16 protein-coding genes are annotated in these 16774 nt (G+C 69.3%); 2 read left to right on the top strand and 14 right to left on the bottom strand.

What is annotated here, in order from left to right:
• Positions 1-2: 2 nt before the first annotated feature.
• Genes PV679_RS14705 through PV679_RS14695 form a run of 3 tightly spaced genes read right to left on the bottom strand, consistent with a single transcriptional unit; the run spans position 3 to position 2272 of the window.
• On the bottom strand, positions 3-1010 hold the full coding sequence (locus tag PV679_RS14705) for a methionine synthase (protein WP_319680651.1): 1008 nt from the start codon (positions 1008-1010) through the stop codon (positions 3-5).
• Entirely contained in the window at positions 1007-1696 is a 690-nt protein-coding gene (locus PV679_RS14700; RefSeq protein ID WP_319680650.1) for an SDR family oxidoreductase, read from the bottom strand. The genes PV679_RS14705 and PV679_RS14700 overlap by 4 nt, the downstream gene beginning before the upstream one ends.
• Positions 1697-1711: 15 nt before the next feature.
• On the bottom strand, positions 1712-2272 hold the full coding sequence (locus PV679_RS14695) for a TIGR00730 family Rossman fold protein (RefSeq protein WP_319680649.1): 561 nt from the start codon (positions 2270-2272) through the stop codon (positions 1712-1714).
• 142 nt (positions 2273-2414) lie between these two features.
• Here PV679_RS14695 and PV679_RS14690 point away from each other — a divergent pair, with 142 nt between their 5' ends.
• The gene (locus PV679_RS14690) at positions 2415-2750 is read left to right on the top strand and encodes a DUF427 domain-containing protein (protein ID WP_319680685.1); all 336 of its coding nucleotides are present in this window, start codon (positions 2415-2417) and stop codon (positions 2748-2750) included.
• Between the two features lie 24 nt (positions 2751-2774).
• Here PV679_RS14690 and PV679_RS14685 read toward each other — a convergent pair whose 3' ends face one another.
• The gene (locus PV679_RS14685; RefSeq protein WP_319680648.1) at positions 2775-3698 is read right to left on the bottom strand and encodes an acetamidase/formamidase family protein; all 924 of its coding nucleotides are present in this window, start codon (positions 3696-3698) and stop codon (positions 2775-2777) included.
• Between the two features lie 155 nt (positions 3699-3853).
• Positions 3854-4981 (bottom strand): tRNA 2-thiouridine(34) synthase MnmA, encoded by a 1128-nt coding sequence (mnmA, locus tag PV679_RS14680; protein WP_319680647.1) that lies wholly within the window; start codon positions 4979-4981, stop codon positions 3854-3856.
• Positions 4982-5041: 60 nt separating this feature from the next.
• Between mnmA and PV679_RS14675 the strand changes: the two genes are divergently transcribed.
• Positions 5042-5746 (top strand): N-acetylmuramoyl-L-alanine amidase, encoded by a 705-nt coding sequence (locus PV679_RS14675; RefSeq protein WP_319680646.1) that lies wholly within the window; start codon positions 5042-5044, stop codon positions 5744-5746.
• 109 nt (positions 5747-5855) lie between these two features.
• Here PV679_RS14675 and PV679_RS14670 read toward each other — a convergent pair whose 3' ends face one another.
• The 9 genes from PV679_RS14670 to PV679_RS14630 form a co-directional block, all read right to left on the bottom strand.
• On the bottom strand, positions 5856-7019 hold the full coding sequence (locus PV679_RS14670; RefSeq protein ID WP_319680645.1) for a cysteine desulfurase family protein: 1164 nt from the start codon (positions 7017-7019) through the stop codon (positions 5856-5858).
• 192 nt (positions 7020-7211) lie between these two features.
• Positions 7212-8045: a thioesterase family protein gene (locus PV679_RS14665; RefSeq protein WP_319680644.1), complete on the bottom strand. Its 834-nt coding sequence runs from the start codon at positions 8043-8045 to the stop codon at positions 7212-7214.
• Between the two features lie 39 nt (positions 8046-8084).
• Positions 8085-8789, bottom strand: a complete 705-nt coding sequence (locus tag PV679_RS14660) for a trimeric intracellular cation channel family protein (protein WP_319680643.1) — start codon at positions 8787-8789, stop codon at positions 8085-8087.
• Positions 8790-8892: 103 nt separating this feature from the next.
• Positions 8893-10197 carry a dipeptide ABC transporter ATP-binding protein gene (locus PV679_RS14655; protein WP_319680642.1) on the bottom strand — a complete coding sequence of 435 codons (1305 nt, stop codon included), beginning with the start codon at positions 10195-10197 and terminating at the stop codon, positions 8893-8895.
• Positions 10194-11288 (bottom strand): ABC transporter ATP-binding protein, encoded by a 1095-nt coding sequence (locus PV679_RS14650; protein ID WP_319680641.1) that lies wholly within the window; start codon positions 11286-11288, stop codon positions 10194-10196. The genes PV679_RS14655 and PV679_RS14650 overlap by 4 nt, the downstream gene beginning before the upstream one ends.
• Positions 11285-12292 (bottom strand): ABC transporter permease, encoded by a 1008-nt coding sequence (locus tag PV679_RS14645; protein ID WP_319680640.1) that lies wholly within the window; start codon positions 12290-12292, stop codon positions 11285-11287. Before PV679_RS14645 ends, PV679_RS14650 begins: the two co-directional genes overlap by 4 nt.
• 72 nt (positions 12293-12364) lie before the next feature.
• Positions 12365-14122 carry an ABC transporter substrate-binding protein gene (locus PV679_RS14640; RefSeq protein WP_319680639.1) on the bottom strand — a complete coding sequence of 586 codons (1758 nt, stop codon included), beginning with the start codon at positions 14120-14122 and terminating at the stop codon, positions 12365-12367.
• Positions 14123-14180: 58 nt separating this feature from the next.
• On the bottom strand, positions 14181-15179 hold the full coding sequence (locus PV679_RS14635; RefSeq protein WP_319680638.1) for an ABC transporter permease: 999 nt from the start codon (positions 15177-15179) through the stop codon (positions 14181-14183).
• A 592-nt stretch (positions 15180-15771) separates the two neighbouring features.
• Positions 15772-16557: an enhanced serine sensitivity protein SseB C-terminal domain-containing protein gene (locus tag PV679_RS14630; RefSeq protein WP_319680637.1), complete on the bottom strand. Its 786-nt coding sequence runs from the start codon at positions 16555-16557 to the stop codon at positions 15772-15774.
• Positions 16558-16774 lie beyond the last annotated feature (217 nt).

The raw sequence follows: 16774 nt of genomic DNA, 5'->3' as shown, positions 1-16774 counted from the left end.
CGTCACTCAGGGTTGTCCGCGAGGGATCTCGCGGCCCTGGCGCAGTGCGCGAGCGCGGCACGGGCGTACGCGGGCGAAGCACCCGCGAGACCGCACGACGGCGTGAGCACCACGGACTCGGCGAGAGTCCCCGGATTGAGCCCCAGCCTGCGCCACAGCGTCCTGACACCCATGACGCTACCGGCAGGGTCTGACAATGGGCTGTCGGTGCCCGGCACGATTCCGGCGAAGAGCTTGGTACCGCCTTCCACCGCCTCGCCGATCGTCTCCTCATCACGCTCGGTGAGCAGACTGAAATCGAATGAGACCGCCGCCGCACCCGCTCGCCTCAGCAGCGCGAACGGCACGTCCGGCGCACAGGAGTGGACGACCGCCGTCCCCTCGCTCACCGCCATCACCTCCCGCAGCGCGTCCTCGACGACCTGCCGGTCGACCGCGCGGTGGGTGCGGTAGCCGCTGGCCGTCCTGATATGTCCGCGCAGTACGGCGGTGAGGGACGGCTCGTCGAGCTGGAGCACCGGTACGGCACCGGGGATCCTGCGCCGTACGTCGCCAAGATGCGCGGTCAGCCCTTCCACCAGCGAGCCGGTGAGATCCCGGCAGGCTCCGGGATCGCTCAGCGCCGACTCGCCGCCCCGCAGCTCCAGCGCGGCGGCGAGCGTCCACGGCCCGACGGCCTGGATCTTGAGCGGGCCCTCGTATCCCTGGGTGAACTCCTCCAGCGCGTCGAGGTCCTCTCCCAGCCAGGACCAGGCCCGCCTGGTGTCACGGCCGGGACGGTCGCCGATCCGCCAGCCGCTGGGCTCCACGCGCGCGTAGACCTCGACGAGCAGCCCGGCCGTCCGGCCGATCATGTCGGCGCCGGGCCCGCGGGCGGGCAGTTCCGGCAGATGAGGGAAGTCCTCGAAGGAGCCGGTGACGGCCTTGGCGGTCTCCCTGGCGTCGCCACCTGGCATCGAGCCGATGCCGGTGGCCGGTCCCCAGGTCACGTCCCGTACGGTCTCGGTCATCGGCCCGGCCGTACGGTCACGTCGTCGATCTGGGCGTCGCGCGGCAGGTCGAGGGCCGCGAGGAGCGCCGTCGCCACCGACTCCGGGTCGATCCAGCGGGAGGCGTCGTACTCCTTGCCCTCCTGCTGGTGGACCTTGGCCTGCATGGGGCTGGCGGTGCGGCCGGGATAGACGGAGGTCACGCGCACGCCGTTCGGCTTCTCCTCCTGGCGCAGCGCGTCGGCGAGGGCCTTCAGACCGTGCTTGGACGCCGCGTAGGCGCCCCACTGGGCGCTGGCGCTGAGCCCGGCGCCGGAGTTGACGAAGATCACCTGGCCGTGCGAGATCCGGAGCTGTGGCAGCAGCAGCCTGGTGAGTTCGGCGGGAGCGACCAGGTTGACATTGAGCTGGCTGTGCCAGGTCTTGGGAGTCAGCTCGCCGATCGGGCCCAGGTCGACGACTCCCGCGATGTGCAGCAGCGAGTCGATCCGGTCCGGCACGCTCTGCTGGGCGAGCGCCCAGGAGAGCCGGTCCGGTTGGGCGAGGTCGCCGACGAGGGTGCGGGCGCCGGGAAAGCCGGAGGCGAGTTCCCTGGCGCGGCCGGCGTCGCGGGCGAACAGCAGCAGGTCGTCGCCGCGCTCGTGCAGCCGGCGCGCGACGGCGGCGCCGATGCCCGAGCCGGCTCCGGTGATCAGATGTGTGGCCATGCGGTCATGGTCGCATCAGGCGCCCGTGGACTCGGCGGCAGCCGTCGATGTCACCGCTTCCAGATACGCGAGTGCGGACGCACCGTCCTCGGCGAAGAAGACCAGGTCGGTGAGGGGCACGGGCAGGAAGCCCTCCTCGTCCATCCGCCGGAACTGCTGCTTCAGCCCGTCGTAGAAGCCGGCCGTGTTGAGCAGCACCACCGGCTTGCTGTGCAGGGCGTGCTTCTTCAGCTCCAGGATCTCGGTGGCCTCGTCGAGGGTGCCCGTACCACCGACCATGATCACGACCGCGTCGGCCTTGGTGAGCAGCAGTGCCTTGCGCTCCGCGAGGTCCTTGGCGATCACCATCTCGTCGGCGTCCGGCCGGGTCACGGCCCGGAGGAAGTCGACCGAGACGCCGACCACCCGGCCGCCGGCCTGCTGCACGCCGTCGGCCACGACCTTCATCAGCCCGCTGTCGGAGCCGCCCCAGACGAGGGTGTGGCCGCCCTTGCCGATCAGCTCGGCGAATTCACGCGCGGGCACGGTGTAGCGCTCGTCGAGGTCGGCGGCCGAGAGGAAGACACAGATATTCATGAGGCAACCGTACGGGCCGGGAAGAGAGCGCCGTGGATCGGTGCTGACATAGATGAAAGCTGTGGGAAACAGCACGGCGCGGCGCCCGGAAGATCCTCATATCTCCGCGGTCGCCGCGGTCACATCGCCGCCGAAGGGACACATCACGATGGCCACCGGACACACCATCACCGTCGAGCAGGGCACTGAGCATGTGCGCGTCGTACACAACGGGCAGATCATCGCGGAGAGCCGCGGTCCGCTGGTGCTGCGCGAGACCGGCTGTCCCGTCCGTTATTACCTCCCGCCGGAGGACGTACGCACCGAACTGCTGACGCCGTCCGAGTCCAGCACACACTGTCCCTTCAAGGGCGACGCGTCCTACTGGTCGCTGCCGGACGCGGCGGATCTGGTCTGGGCCTATCCCGAGCCCAAGTCGGAAGTCGCGCAGATCAAGGGGCACTTCTGCTTCTATGACACGGAGGTCGTCGCCGCCTGAGGAGAATCGAGGATTCTCCGCGGCTCAGCGCACGGCCCCGGCCGGCAGGACCGCGTGGACGCCCCACACCTGATTGGCCACCTGGGTCACCCGCAGGTCGACCGTGGAGCTCGCCAGCGCCAGCGCGGTGGCCCGGTCGAGGCCGAACAGCGACATCATCCAGGTGAGCATGGCGTCCAGGGCCACCGCCGACGCCTCGTTGAGGTCCTGGTCGAAGCCGAAGGTGATCCGGCCGGCCGGAGTCACCGCGTGCGCCGTCGGGACCGGCGGCGCCGTCTCCAGGTCCAGCGTCAGCCGGGAGGTCATGCCGCATTCGATGGCGGTGCCCGAGACCTCGCCGTCGCCCTGGGCGGCATGGCCGTCACCGACGCAGAGCAGCGCTTCCGGGACGGTGACCGGGAGGAAGAGCGTGGAGCCCGCGACCAGTTCGCGGCAGTCGATATTGCCGCCGCCGGGCGCGCGGGGCGGGGTCGTCGAGTGCTCGCCCGGTTCGGCGGGCGGCATCCCGATGACGCCGAGGAACGGCGCGAGGGAGACGGTGTGGCCGTACTGGTCGGTCCCGGTGCCCGCGTCGGCGTCGAGTTCCCACAGCAGCCAGGCGGGATCGGCGTCCGCGAGCCCGAGGCGCCGGTTGAGCGGAGTGTCCGCCGAGGCGGCGGCGGTGAAACCCCAGTCGTCGGGACGCAGGGACTCCAGGCGCACCGCGAGCGCCATTCCCGGTTCGGCGCCACGGACGGCTATCGGCCCGGCCAGACAGTGGCCGCGCAGGCCCTCGAACATCCTCGGCGTGGCCTCACCGGGAGTGCGCTGCCGCTTTAGATGCCCGGACGAGTCCAGGGAGTGGACGACGACGGTGTCTCCGGGGTCGACGGTGAGCACGGCGGGCAGCTCACGCGAGAAGACATGGGTCACCGTGTCGCGGACGGAGTCCAGTCGGTACTCAGCCAAGGCGGGCCGTTCCTTCCATCGGGCGCGCCGGACGACCCGGCGGGCTCACCGAAGTATCCAACGGTCCCGATTCCGGAGAACGCCAGGTCCCCGCGGGCCGCCCGGCGGGACGCGGGCACCACGCCGGGCCGCCTCTGCCGGACCGTGGCCGCGAATCAGCCGGCCAGAGCCTGGGTACGGCGCTCCGTCGTCGCGATCGTCGCCGAACCGACCACGCGCGTGCCGTCGTACAGCACGATCGCCTGGCCCGGGGCCACACCGCGGACCGGCTCGTCGAAGGTGACGCTCAGCGTCCCGTCGGTCAGCTCCGCGGTGACGGCCGTCTCACCGCCGTGGGCGCGCAACTGGGCCGTGTAGCCACCGGGACCGGCGGGAGCGGTGCCGCACCAGCGGGGCTTGATCGCGGTCAGCGCGGTGACATCCAGCGCGGCGGCCGGGCCCACCGTGACGGTGTTGTCGACCGGCGAGATGTCCAGGACATAGCGCGGCTTGCCGTCCGGCGCCGGATGGCCGATGCGCAGGCCCTTGCGCTGGCCGATGGTGAAGCCGAACGCGCCGTCGTGGCTGCCGACCTTCGTACCGGACTCGTCGACGATGTCGCCCTCGGCCCGGCCGAGACGGTTGGCCAGGAAGCCCTGGGTGTCGCCGTCCGCGATAAAGCAGATGTCGTGGCTGTCGGGCTTCTTCGCCACGGCCAGGCCCCGGCGCTCGGCCTCCGCGCGGATCTCGTCCTTGGTGGTGAGGGTGTCGCCGAGCGGGAACATCGCATGAGCGAGCTGCCGCTCGTCGAGGACACCGAGGACATACGACTGGTCCTTGGCCATGTCGCTGGCGCGGTGCAGCTCGCGGGCGCCGTCCGCGCCGGTGACGACCGTCGCGTAATGGCCGGTGCACACGGCGTCGAAGCCGAGGGCGATCGCCTTGTCGAGCAGCGCCGCGAACTTGATCTTCTCGTTGCAGCGCAGACAGGGATTGGGTGTGCGGCCCGCCTCGTACTCCGCGACGAAGTCCTCGACCACGTCCTCACGGAAGCGTTCGGCGAGGTCCCACACGTAGAAGGGGATGCCGATCACATCGGCGGCGCGGCGGGCGTCGCGGGAGTCCTCGATGGTGCAGCAGCCGCGCGCACCGGTACGGAAGGACTGCGGGTTCGCGGAGAGCGCCAGGTGCACGCCGGTGACATCGTGCCCGGCTTCGGCGGCGCGGGCGGCGGCGACGGCGGAGTCCACGCCGCCCGACATGGCGGCGAGCACGCGGAGAGGGCGCTGGGAATTCTGAGTCATAGCTCCACCAGGGTACGGGGCGGGGGAACCACAGTCGCGCGAGTATGCGTTGTCCGACGTATGAGCGAGAAGAGACGGAGCGCGGCGGCTGGTAGCGGGCGCCGGCGGGCAGCCACGAACGCCCCCGGTGTCGGACGGCGTGCGGTGCTGATCGGCGGCGCCGCCGCCGTGGTCGGCGGCGGCGTGCTGGCGCGTGAGGAGCTGAGCAGGCTCTGGTGGCAGACGCCGGGCATCAACAAGCCGCGCACCGACGGCGAGCTGGACTATGACCGCGCCGAATGGGTCGCGGCCTCTCCGGCGAACTGGCGGCGGGCGGACCGGCCGGCCGACTACGCCGTGGACCGGGTGGTGATCCATGTGGTGCAGGGCAGCTATCCGGTGGCGCTGAAGGTCTTCCGCGATCCGTCCCACGGCGCCGCCGCGCACTATGTGGTGCGCAAGGACGGCCATGTGGCGCAGATGATCCGCGAGCTGGACGTGGCGTACCACGCGGGAAACCGCCTCTACAACGAACGGTCCGTCGGCATAGAGCACGAGGGCTGGGTGGACAGGCCGGAGTCCTTCACGGACGCGATGTACCGCTCTTCCGCACAGCTCACCGCCGGTATCTGCGCGCGGTACGGGATACCCGTGGACCGCGAGCACATCATCGGCCATGTCGAGGTGCCGGGCACCGACCACACGGACCCGGGACCGTACTGGGACTGGGACCGCTATGTGAAGCTCGTACGGGAGGTCCCGGCCCCGTCGGCGAAGACGGTCTGAGCCGCGCCGGACGGACGCGCCGCCTCCGGCAAAGGGCCGTCGGACGCCGCGACGGGCGTCCGGCCCGATCGGGCCGGCCTGATGCGGGCCGGCGCGATCAGGCGGCGCCTCAGCTCAGGCCCGCGCTTCTGGCCCGCTCCACCGCCGGGCCGATGGCCTTGGCGACCGCCTCGATGTCCGCCCGGGTCGAGGTGTGGCCGAGAGAGAAACGCAGCGTGCCCCTGGCCAGGTCCGGGTCGCTGCCGACGGCCAGCAGGACATGACTGGGCTGGGCCACACCCGCCGTGCAGGCCGATCCCGTCGAGCATTCGATGCCCTGGGCGTCGAGGAGCAGAAGCAGGCTGTCGCCCTCACAGCCGGGGAAGCTGAAGTGCGCGTTGGCCGGGAGGCGGTTGTCGGGATCGCCGCCGAGGACGGCGTCGGGGACGGCCTCTCGTACGGCCGCGATCAGATCGTCCCGCAGCGCGCCGATCTCACGGCTGAAGTCCTCGCGCCGCTCGGCGGCCAGCCGGCCCGCGACGGCGAAGGCGGCGACGGCGGGAACATCGAGCGTGCCGGAGCGCACATGGCGTTCCTGGCCGCCTCCGTGCAGCACCGGTACGGGAGTCCACTCGCGGCCCAGCAGCAGTGCGCCGATGCCGTAGGGACCGCCGACCTTGTGGCCGGACACGGTCATCGCGGCCAGTCCCGAGGCGGCGAAGTCCAGTTCCGTCTGACCGAACGCCTGGACGGCGTCGGAATGCAGCGGCACACCGAACTCCGCCGCCACGCCGGCCAGTTCCCGGACGGGCTGGATGGTGCCGATCTCGTTGTTGGCCCACATCACGGTGGCGAGCGCGACATCCTGAGGAGCGCGCTCGATGGCCTCGCGCAGCACCTCGGGCAGGACGCGGCCATAGGCGTCGACCGGCAGATATTCGACGGTCGCGCCCTCGTGCTCACCGAGCCAGTCCACGGCGTCGAGGACGGCGTGGTGTTCCACCGGGCTGGCCAGCACCCTGGTCCTGGCCGGGTCGGCGTCGCGCCGGGACCAGTACAGGCCCTTGACGGCGAGGTTGTCCGCCTCGGTGCCGCCCGAGGTGAAGACCACCTCACTGGGCCGTGCGCCGAGGGCTTCCGCGAGGGTCTCGCGGGCCTCCTCGACGGTACGGCGGGCCCGCCGCCCGGCGGCGTGGAGCGAAGAGGCGTTGCCGGCGAGGCCGAACTGGGCGGTCATCGCCTCGATCGCCTCCGGCAGCATCGGAGTGGTCGCGGCGTGGTCGAGGTAAGCCATGGTGGGCTCGATTCTACGAGCCGCGGGCGGCCGTTCACGCATCCGGTCCGCCGCGGCCCGCGCTCCGGCGGGCGCCGCCGTCCGGAGGGGCCCGGCGGCCGGGCTGCGGTTGGCCGGGACGACACGGCACCCGGCCGTCACAGGAGCGTGCGGGCCGGGCGCGTCACCTCGGTCGCCTTCGGCGCCGGCCCGTCAGCCGCGCGGCGCGCGGGCCAGTTGGCGGGACTGGGCGACCAGCCGGTCCGCGCTGTCCCAGACCTCCGCGTCCTCCTCCAGGAAGCCGCCCGCGAGGTTACGGGTGACAAGGCTGACCCGCAGCGGTCCCGGCGCCGGGAGACAGCGGACATGAGCGGTCAGCTCGATGGTCGGGGTCCAGCCCTGGAGGCCGATCTCGAAGGAGGTCGGCGGCAGCGCGTCCACCGTGAGCAGCAGTGAGTACGGGTCGGCGTCCCGGTCGTCCGCGAGGGTGAACCAGCCGCGCATCTCGCCGAGGCCGGAGGGCGTGCCGAGGGTCCAGCCGGTCGTGGCCGGGTCGAGCCTTGTCCCGAGCCGTTCGAGGAGCGCCGAGGCGCCGGGCGGCGGCGGGCTGTCGGTGACACTCAGGCAGTGCTCCGGCGGCGGGATCACCGGCGGCTTCGCCGTCGTCCGTACGTCGTCGGAGAGCGTGCTCAGATCGACATAGGAGGCGAGGACCCGGATCCGCTCGACCTGGCTGCCGTCCTCCGCGGTCTGGAAGAGCGACGCCTGGCCCGTGGAGAGCCTGCGGCCGGACCGTATCGTCTCGGTGCGCACCACCGCGGGGCCGGGCATCGACGGGCTGAGGTACTGCGCCGAGATCGCGAACGGATGAGGCTGAGGCAGGGCATCGCCGAGCGCGCGGCCGATCACCGCCAGCAGATAGCCGCCGTTCAGGACGCCCATGATCGTCCAGCCCGGCGAGAGCTGGGCGTCGTAGACGCCGGATTCACGAAGGGTGACAGCGGTGGCGCGGTCGAACTCGCTGTCCCCGATGGTTGCCTGTGCCATGGCACGCAACGTACAACAGGAACTCTACTGAGCGGTAGCTTAATTGGGAAGCCTCGTCCTGGGCCTCGGCTCCGGCCGCGCCGCCTCCGCGGACTCGGCCGCCGCCGAGCGGCGGTTCCAGGCGCGGGGCGCGCGCCAGTGGAAGCGCATCGCGAGCAGCCGCAGCGCGAAGGCGGTCAGTACGGCGAGCGAGCCGGTGAGACCGTTCAGCGCGTCGAAGCGGATGCAGAACGCCACCGTCACGGCGCCGACCAGGGCCGGGACGGCATACAGATCGCGGTCCCAGCGCAGCAGCGAGGGCACTTCATTGGCGAGCACATCACGCAGTACGCCACCGCCGACCGCGGTGGCCAGGCCGAGCGCCGCGGAGGCGGTGAGGCCGAGGCCGTATTCGTACGCCTTGGTGGTGCCCGTGACGGAGAAGAGGCCGAGTCCGGCGGCGTCGGAGACATTGACCGCGCCCTGGATCCGCTCGACCTGAGGATGCAGGAAGAAGACCAGCGCGGTGGCCACCAGCGGCATGGAGAAGTAGCCGAGATCGGTGAAGGCGGCCGGCGGTACGGCTCCGATGATCAGGTCACGGAGCAGCCCTCCGCCCAGCGCGGTGACCTCTGCGAGGACCGCCATACCGAAGACGTCGAAGTTCTTGCGGACGGCGAGCAGAGCGCCGGAGATCGCGAAGACGAAGATCCCGGCGAGATCGAGGACGTGCTGGACAGAGGGTGTGAAGAGTTCGTGGAACACCCGGTCCATTGTGCCCGGCAGCGAGTGGGCCCGGAGTGATCCATGGATCACTCCGGGCCCACCGCTCGTCCGGCTACTTCTCGTCCGGCTACTTCTCGTCCGGCTACTTCTTGTCCGGAGCCTCCGTGCCCTCGGACTCGGCGGCGTCGGCGACCGCGTCCTCGGACGTGGACTCGGCCGGGACCGCGTCCGCCGCGGCCTCGGCCGGAGCGCCGTCCTCAACCGGAGCGCCGTCCTTGGCGGGCGTCTCGGCCGGAGCCGGGGCAGCCGTCTTCGCCGCGGCGTCGGTGCCGGCCGGTGCGTCGGCCTCGGCCGCCGCCAGCTCGATCGTCTCGCGCGACGCCACCGACACCGTGTCCTGCGGACGCTGGTCCGGAGCGTTCTCCGGGTGGTGGCAGGCGGCCTGGTGGCCCGGCGCGAGCGAGATCAGCGGCGGCTCGGTCGTCTTGCAGACCTCCGTCGCCTTCCAGCAGCGGGTGTGGAAGCGGCAGCCGCTCGGCGGCGAGATCGGCGACGGCACATCGCCCTGCAGCAGAATCCGGTCGCTCTTCGTCTTGCTGCGCGGGTCCGGCACCGGCACCGCGGAGAGCAGCGCCTTGGTATACGGATGCATCGGCGACTCGTACAGCGACTTGCGGTCCGCCAGCTCGACGATCTTGCCGAGGTACATCACCGCGATCCGGTCCGAGACATGGCGGATCACCGACAGGTCGTGGGCGATGATCACATACGTCAGACCCAGCTCTTGCTGGAGGTCGTCCAGCAGGTTGACCACCTGCGCCTGGATCGACACGTCCAGCGCCGAGACCGGCTCGTCCGCGACGACCAGCTTCGGCTTGAGCGCCAGTGCCCGCGCGATACCGATGCGCTGGCGCTGGCCGCCGGAGAACTCGTGCGGATAGCGGTTGTAGTGCTCGGGGCTGAGCCCGACCAGCTCCAGGAGGTGCTGGACCTCCTTCTTCACACCGCCCTCGGGCGTGACGCCCTGGAGCTTGAAGGGAGCGGAGACGATCGAGCCGACCGTGTGGCGCGGGTTCAGCGAGCCGTACGGGTCCTGGAAGATCATCTGGATGTCACGGCGCATCGGGCGCATACCGCCGGTGCCGAGATGCGTGATGTCCTTGCCGTCGAACTCGACCTTGCCGCCGCTCGGTTCGAGCAGCCGGGTGATGAGACGGCCCATCGTCGACTTGCCGCAACCCGACTCGCCCACGACACCCAGGGTCTCCCCGGGCAGCACCTCGAAGTCGAGGCCGTCGACGGCCTTGACGGCGCCGACCTGGCGCTGCAGCACTCCCTTCTTGATCGGGAAGTGCTTGACCAGTCCCTCCACCTTGAGCAGCGGCTCAGCCGAGGCCGCGCCCTGCTCGGGAATGACGGTCCCGGAGTTCTTCTTCGTCTCGCTCACAGGTTCGGCGCAATCTCTTCGGTCCAGATCCGCCCGCGCTCCTCCTGCGACATGTGGCAGGCGGAGAAGTGCCGACTGCCGACCTCGCGGAGTTCGGGGCGCTCGATGCGGGTGATCCCGCCCTTGGGTACGTCCGCGTACGGGCAGCGCGGGTTGAAGGCGCAGCCCGAGGGGACGTTGATGAGGCTCGGCGGCTGGCCCTTGACCGGGATGAGACGGTCGGTCTGCTCACGGTCGATACGCGGCATCGAGCCGAGCAGGCCCCAGGTGTAGGGATGCTGCGGCTCGTAGAAGATCTTGTCGACCGGACCGCGCTCGACGCAGCGGCCGCCGTACATCACCAGGATGTCGTCGGCGATCTCCGCCACCACACCCAGGTCGTGCGTGATGATGACGACCGCCGAGCCGAACTCCTTCTGGAGATCGCGGATGAGGTCGAGGATCTGCGCCTGGACGGTGACGTCCAGCGCCGTGGTCGGCTCGTCTGCGATCAGCAGCTCGGGGTTGTTGACCAGCGACATCGCGATCATGGCGCGCTGGCGCATACCACCGGAGAACTCGTGCGGATAGCCGTCCACGCGCTTGTGCGGCTCGGGGATGCCTACCCGGTCGAGCATCTCGACGGCGCGGGCGCGCGCGACCTTCTTGCTGACCTGGTTGTGGACGCGGTACGCCTCCACGATCTGGCTGCCGACCGTGTAGTACGGGTGCATCGCGGACAGCGGGTCCTGGAAGATCATCGCCATCTCGCGGCCCCGGAGCCGGCGGACGTAGTCCGGGTCCGCGGAGACGAGTTCCTTGCCGTCCAGCCAGATCTCGCCGGACATCCGCACGTTCTTGCTGCGCGCGCCCTGGCGGTGCAGACCCATGACGGCGAGCGAGGTGACGGACTTGCCGGAGCCGGACTCGCCCACGATGCCGAGGGTCTTGCCCTTCTCAAGCTGGAAGGACAGTCCGTCGACGGACTTGACCACGCCGTCGTCGGTCGGGAAATGGACCTTGAGGTCCCGCACTTCGAGGAAGGCGGTGGGTGCGGGTGAGTCGACGACGGGTTCCGCCACGGCGGCGCCGGTCTTGGACAGTTCGGTCACGAGAGCCTCACCCGCGGGTCGACGGCGGCGTACAGCAGGTCCACCAGGAGATTGCAGATCACGACGAAGAAGGCGGCCAGCAGGGTGACGCCGAGGATCTTGGGAAGGTCGTTGTCGGTGATCGCCTGGACCGCGTACTCACCGACGCCGTGCAGCGAGAACACGGTCTCGGTGATGAGCGCTCCGCCGAGCAGCAGACCGAGGTCCATACCGAAGACGGTCACGATCGGTGTGAGCGCGGCCCGCAGGCCGTGCCGCGTGACGACGTTCCGTTCGCGCAGACCCTTCGCCCGGGCCGTGCGGATGAAGTCCTCGCTCATCGTCTCCAGCATTCCGGCCCGGGTGAGCCGGGCGTAGATCGCGGAGTACAGCAGAGCGAGAGAACACCACGCGGGGATCAGGGTGTTGGCCCACTGCGACGGATTCTCGGTGAAAGGCACATACTCGCGGCCGAAGATCGGCCACTGGTAGGTGAAGAGCAGCAGGGCGACCTGCCCGGTGAAGAACATGGGCAGCGAGACGCCGCCGAGAGCCACGCCCATGGCCGCGCGGTCGAAGAACGACCCGGGCTTGAGCGCGGAGATGACGCCGATGGTGACACCGGAGAGCAGCCAGATGACCGCCGCGCCGGCCGCGAGCGAGATGGTGACAGGCAGCCGGTCCGTTATCTGGGGCCAGACCTCGACGTGAGTCTTGAAGGAGTAGCCGAAGCACGGTGCGTTGCAGTGCGCGGTGGTGGGGCCGAGATCGTAATTGGCGCCTACCACAATCCCCTTGATGAAGTCCCAGTACTGCGCGTACAGGGGCTGGTCCAGGCCGAGGTTCCGCTTGATCGCCACGATGTCCTCGGGCGTGGGGTTCTTGCCGATGTACTGCTGTGCCAGTTGATCGACGCTCTGCCCGGCCATTCTCGGCAGCAAGAAGAAGATGCCGAAGGTGACCGCGCTGACGACCAGCAGCAGGATCACTGCCGCGATCGACCGGCGGATGATGTACGAGATCACGGGGACCGGCGCTGATGCCCGCGGGCCAAAAGGCCCGCGGGCACCAATGCCTTCACCTGCCTTCCGGGGCTACTACTTCGTGGTGCCGATGTTGAGGTAGTCGTACTGACCACTGAAGGCAGCGGTCGAGGTGACGTTGGTGGCAGCGGGCGAGCGGTACAGCAGGACCTTGAAGTAGGTCAGCGGGACGATGACCGCCTGGTCCATGACCTTCTTGTCGATCTCGTTGTAGGCCGCGTTGCGGGCCGCTTCGTCCGTGTTGGAGATCGCCGAGTCCAGCAGCGTGTTGATGGCCGGGTCGTTCAGCTGCGAGAGGTTCGTGTTACCGGACTGGCCGATGGCCTTGCCGTGCACGATCTGCTGCAGGAAGCCGTAGCCGGTCGGCCAGTCGGCACCCCACTGCATCATCATCAGACCGATCTTCTGGTCCACGGTGAACTTCGGCACACCCGCGTAGTCGGTGAAGTACTTGCCGGCGGGGTACTGCTTGATCTTGGCGTCGATGCCGACCTTGCTCAGCGCGGCGACGATCGCGGTGGCGGCGTCGACCTCGCTCTGACGGTCGCTGCGCGCGGTGATGAAGGTCGAGATCTTCTCCGTACCGCAGGCCTTCAGGTGCTCCTTCGCCTTGGCGACGTCACCCTTGTTGCCCGGAGTCTGGTACGTGTCGAACTTCTGGTAGCCGATGACGTCGGGCGGCATCACGGTGGTGGCGATGTCACCGCGGATCGGGCCACCCATCGCGGTCTGCACGGAGACCTTGTCGACGGCGTACTGCACGGCCTTGCGGCACTCGACGTTGTCGAACGGCTTGACCTTGGAGTTGATCGCCATGTAGACGAGACGGCCACCGGTCGTGTTGTCCGTGTTGGCCTTCAGCTTCGGGTCGCTCAGGATCTGCGCCTGGGTCTGGGTCCCGACGCCGACACCCGTGAGGTCGACCTGGGTGTTACCGGCAAGGAGGTCCTTGTCGATGGTCTCCTGTGCGACCTTCAGGTTGACGACGATCTTGTCCGCGTACTGCTTGCGCAGCGGGTCCGTCTTCGCGTCCCAGTTCGTGTTCTTGACGAGGACGACCTGCTTGCCGTCCTCGTAGCTCTGGAACTTGTAGGAACCGGTGGACGCGATGGCCTTGACGTAGTCCGAGCCCGTGTCCTTGGCCTTCGGTACCGGAGCGGTCTGCGGGGCGCTGACCAGGTAGTCGAAGTCCGCGAAGGACTTGTTCAGGTGGAAGACGACGGTCTGGTCGTCCGGCGTCTCGATGGACGCCAGGCCCTTGTCGCTCTTGTCCTTGTACGGGCCCTTGTACTTGTCCTTGTCCTCCAGGAGCTGCTGGAAGTAGTTCGGACCGAGGGACAGCACGTCACGGGCGAAGTTGGAGCGCTCGACGGCGTACTTGACGTCCTTCGAGGTGACGGCGGTGCCGTCGTCGTACTTGACGCCCGCGCGGAGCTTGTACGTCCAGGTCTTGCCACCGTCGCTGGGCGTGCCCTTGGACTCGGCGAGGTCCGGGACGAGCTCGTTGCCCTTCGCACCGGGAGCCGGGTTGAAGGTCATCAGCGGGCGGGCGTACAGCCGGCTGAAGTTGTACATGTACGCGTAGTACGTGTTGCCGGGGTCGAAGGAGTCCGGCACGTCGGCCATCGCGTAGGTGACCGTGCCTCCCTTCTTGTCGGAGACGTTGGTCACCTCCTTGGTGGCGGCGTTGGCTCCGGCGGATTTGGCTCCGCCGTTACCGTCACCGCCCTTGTCCTCGGCCTTACTGCAGCCTGCGAGCATGAGGCTCGCGCTGCTGATGACCACGAGTGCGGTCACGGCTGACCTTCGCATGATGGTCGGTTACCCCTTCGTAATTGAAAATCGGACAAAGGCTCGGTCCGGGCAGACGTCAGTGGCTGCGCGGGTCGAGCGCATCCCTCAGGCCGTCACCGAGCAGGTTGAACGCCAGCACGGTGACGAAGATGGCGAGGCCGGGTACGACCATGTACTGGGGGTCGACCTGGTAAAAGTCGACTGCCTGGTTGAGCATGCCGCCCCAGGAAGCCTGCGGCGGCTGGATCCCGACGCCGAGGAAGCTGAGCGACGCCTCGAAGATGATGTTGGTCGGGATGAGCAGCGTCGAGTAGACGATGATCGGCCCGACGAGGTTCGGGAGCAGTTCCTTGAAGAGGATGTACGGACCGCGGGCACCCATGCCGCGCGACGCGTCCACGAACTCCCGCTCCCGCAGCGCCAGCGTCTGACCGCGGACGATCCGGCCCATGTACGGCCAGTTGAAGAAGCCGATCACGAAGATCAGTACGGAGATGTGGAGCGGCAGGCCCTCAAGGCCGAAGGCGCCGCCCTGGAGCGTGGCCGAGATGGCGATCGCGAAGAGCAGCAGCGGGAAGGCCAGGAAGGTGTCCATCATCCGGCTGATGACCGTGTCGACCCGGCCTCCGTAGTATCCCGCGACCACACCGAGGACGGCGCCGATGGCGTTGGAGAGCACGGTGGCACCGAAGGCGACCACCAGCGAGACCCAGGAGCCCTCGATGATCCGCGCGAAGATGTCACGGCCGAACTTGGGCTCCACGCCGAGCGGGTGATCCCAGCTCATGCCGCCGAACCCACCCTTGGGCAGGGTGGTGTTGGGGTCGATGAGGTCCTGGTTGAAGGCGTTCGGGTCGAGGCCGAGCAGCGACTGGATCGGGCGGGACAGAGCCGCGATCAGGATGAGCAGCACGACGATGACACCACCGGCGACCGCCACCTTGTCCCGCTTGAAGCGGGTCCAGGCGATTCGTCCGAGCGAACGGCCCTCGATCTGCTTGGACTCGACGCCCTTCAGCACGGCCTCGGGCTGCGCGTTCGCCGCCGGCCCGGTGGTCTCGATAGGTGCCGTCATTTGTGCTGGAGACCTCTCTTGGCCGACGGTGGTCGGCTCATGACCGCCGCAGTAGCGGCACGTTCAGATCGTTGATACTCGTGGCTTACCGGTGGCGGGAACCGCTTCTGTCAGCGCATCGCACACGACTTAAACCACTTGCTCCGTGGAGTCTTCAGGGAGTTTGCGATCACCCGCCAGCCCCGCAGGGGAATGGTTGCTCAACCGTGATGCGTTTATAGGATTTCCGTTATCCGGACGCCATGATCTCCTCAGCGGACCAACTCGGCCACTATTCCAACAGGTCGGGTATATCCCCCAAAGGCCCTCATAAACCAGGGAATTGGGGACGTACGGAGGTGTTCGGCGGCGCGATCCGCCCGGAGTGCGCGGTTTACACCCATGACGGAGCATGGGGTGTCTGCCGGTAACAGCGGTCATGAACCGCAGGGCCGCATGCCGGACAGGAGGGACATGAGTGAATGTTTCCGGCGGCGCGGCGAGGGAGCGCCGGAAACCACCGGCGGCGCCGGCCGTGTCCGCCGGCCGGCCGAGGCGTCTCTCCCGCGCCGACGGCCGTGCGGCGCGTCTTCCGCGTGCGTACGTCCGGCGTTCAGTACGGGCGCTGGGCGGGCGGCGGGTAGCCGTAGCCGGTGGGCGACTCCGGGGCCGCGTGCGCCTCACGGTCGTAGAACGGACGGGAGTTGACGCGCAGCCACATGGTCACGGGGTCGTACTCGTCGGACATCGCGACCGTCGAGACGGGCAGTCCGTCCGGGACGGCGGCGACCGACTGCCGCATCATCGCGCGTACGGAGTCCACGGCGGCCGGACTCGTGTCGTACAGGTCGAGGCCGATCGCGAGATACGGGGCGCCGAGCGCCGGCTGCACCCAGGCACGGCGCAGCGAGCGCACCACGGGCGTGCGGTGCGCGTTCTGCGTGAGCTGGGCGTAGAACTGCGGGAGTTCGATGGCCGGTTCCGAGAGCCGCAGCGGGCCGGCCGGCATCCGGTCGAGGCCGGTGGCGATCCGGCGCAGATCGAGCCACGGAATGCCGACGCCACCGCCGGGAGCGTGCGGATTGAGCCAGATTCCCCAGCGGTCGGGATAGAGGGCGCGGGCGATGTCACGGCCTGTGACCACCTCGTGCGCGCGGTTCCAGCCGCTGACGGCGAGCTCCTGCGCGGAGGTGACGCAGGGCGCGTAGCCCAGTCCGTCGATCTCCATGTTGCCGTACTGGGCCTCGGGCGAACCGGCCCGGCCGTGCCAGAGCAGCATCCAGACGCTGTCCTCGGCGAGAGCGTGCAGGAGCGCCTCGTACGCGTCGTAGCGCCCCGGCGTCACCTGGCTCAGCATGTGCTCGACCTGCCCGGTCGCAGCGGTGCCTGACGCGCTCACTCTGGGTCCCGCCCCTCTTCGATCCACCATTCGGCCAACTCCCCCGAAGCCCCGGCGGCGTCAGCCGTCCGTCGTGCCGGGTCCGGCCGGGCGGTGCGGCGGCCCCGGGGAAACCGCGGCCGGCGGCGACCGCCACGAACCCGGCCACGGCCACACCGACCGCGCCGACCATCAAACCAGCTTAGGCGGCGGTCCTGACACCGACTTGACGACTGAT

The sequence above is a fragment of the Streptomyces sp. AK02-01A genome, from assembly GCF_033795305.1.
Classification (GTDB): Bacteria; Actinomycetota; Actinomycetes; order Streptomycetales; family Streptomycetaceae; genus Streptomyces.
The sequence above is the reverse complement of the archived record's forward strand: the minus strand, read 5'-3'. Positions and strand labels throughout refer to the sequence as shown.

Excerpts from the sequence above, each read along its gene's own strand:
- PV679_RS14705 (WP_319680651.1), bottom strand. The coding sequence starts at position 1,010 with ATGACCGAGACCGTACGGGACGTGACCTGGGGACCGGCCACCGGCATC.
- PV679_RS14700 (WP_319680650.1), bottom strand. The coding sequence starts at position 1,696 with ATGGCCACACATCTGATCACCGGAGCCGGCTCGGGCATCGGCGCCGCC.
- PV679_RS14695 (WP_319680649.1), bottom strand. The coding sequence starts at position 2,272 with ATGAATATCTGTGTCTTCCTCTCGGCCGCCGACCTCGACGAGCGCTAC.
- mnmA (WP_319680647.1), bottom strand. The coding sequence starts at position 4,981 with ATGACTCAGAATTCCCAGCGCCCTCTCCGCGTGCTCGCCGCCATGTCG.
- PV679_RS14675 (WP_319680646.1), top strand. The coding sequence starts at position 5,042 with ATGAGCGAGAAGAGACGGAGCGCGGCGGCTGGTAGCGGGCGCCGGCGG.
- PV679_RS14670 (WP_319680645.1), bottom strand. The coding sequence starts at position 7,019 with ATGGCTTACCTCGACCACGCCGCGACCACTCCGATGCTGCCGGAGGCG.
- PV679_RS14665 (WP_319680644.1), bottom strand. The coding sequence starts at position 8,045 with ATGGCACAGGCAACCATCGGGGACAGCGAGTTCGACCGCGCCACCGCT.
- PV679_RS14640 (WP_319680639.1), bottom strand. The coding sequence starts at position 14,122 with ATGCGAAGGTCAGCCGTGACCGCACTCGTGGTCATCAGCAGCGCGAGC.
- PV679_RS14635 (WP_319680638.1), bottom strand. The coding sequence starts at position 15,179 with ATGACGGCACCTATCGAGACCACCGGGCCGGCGGCGAACGCGCAGCCC.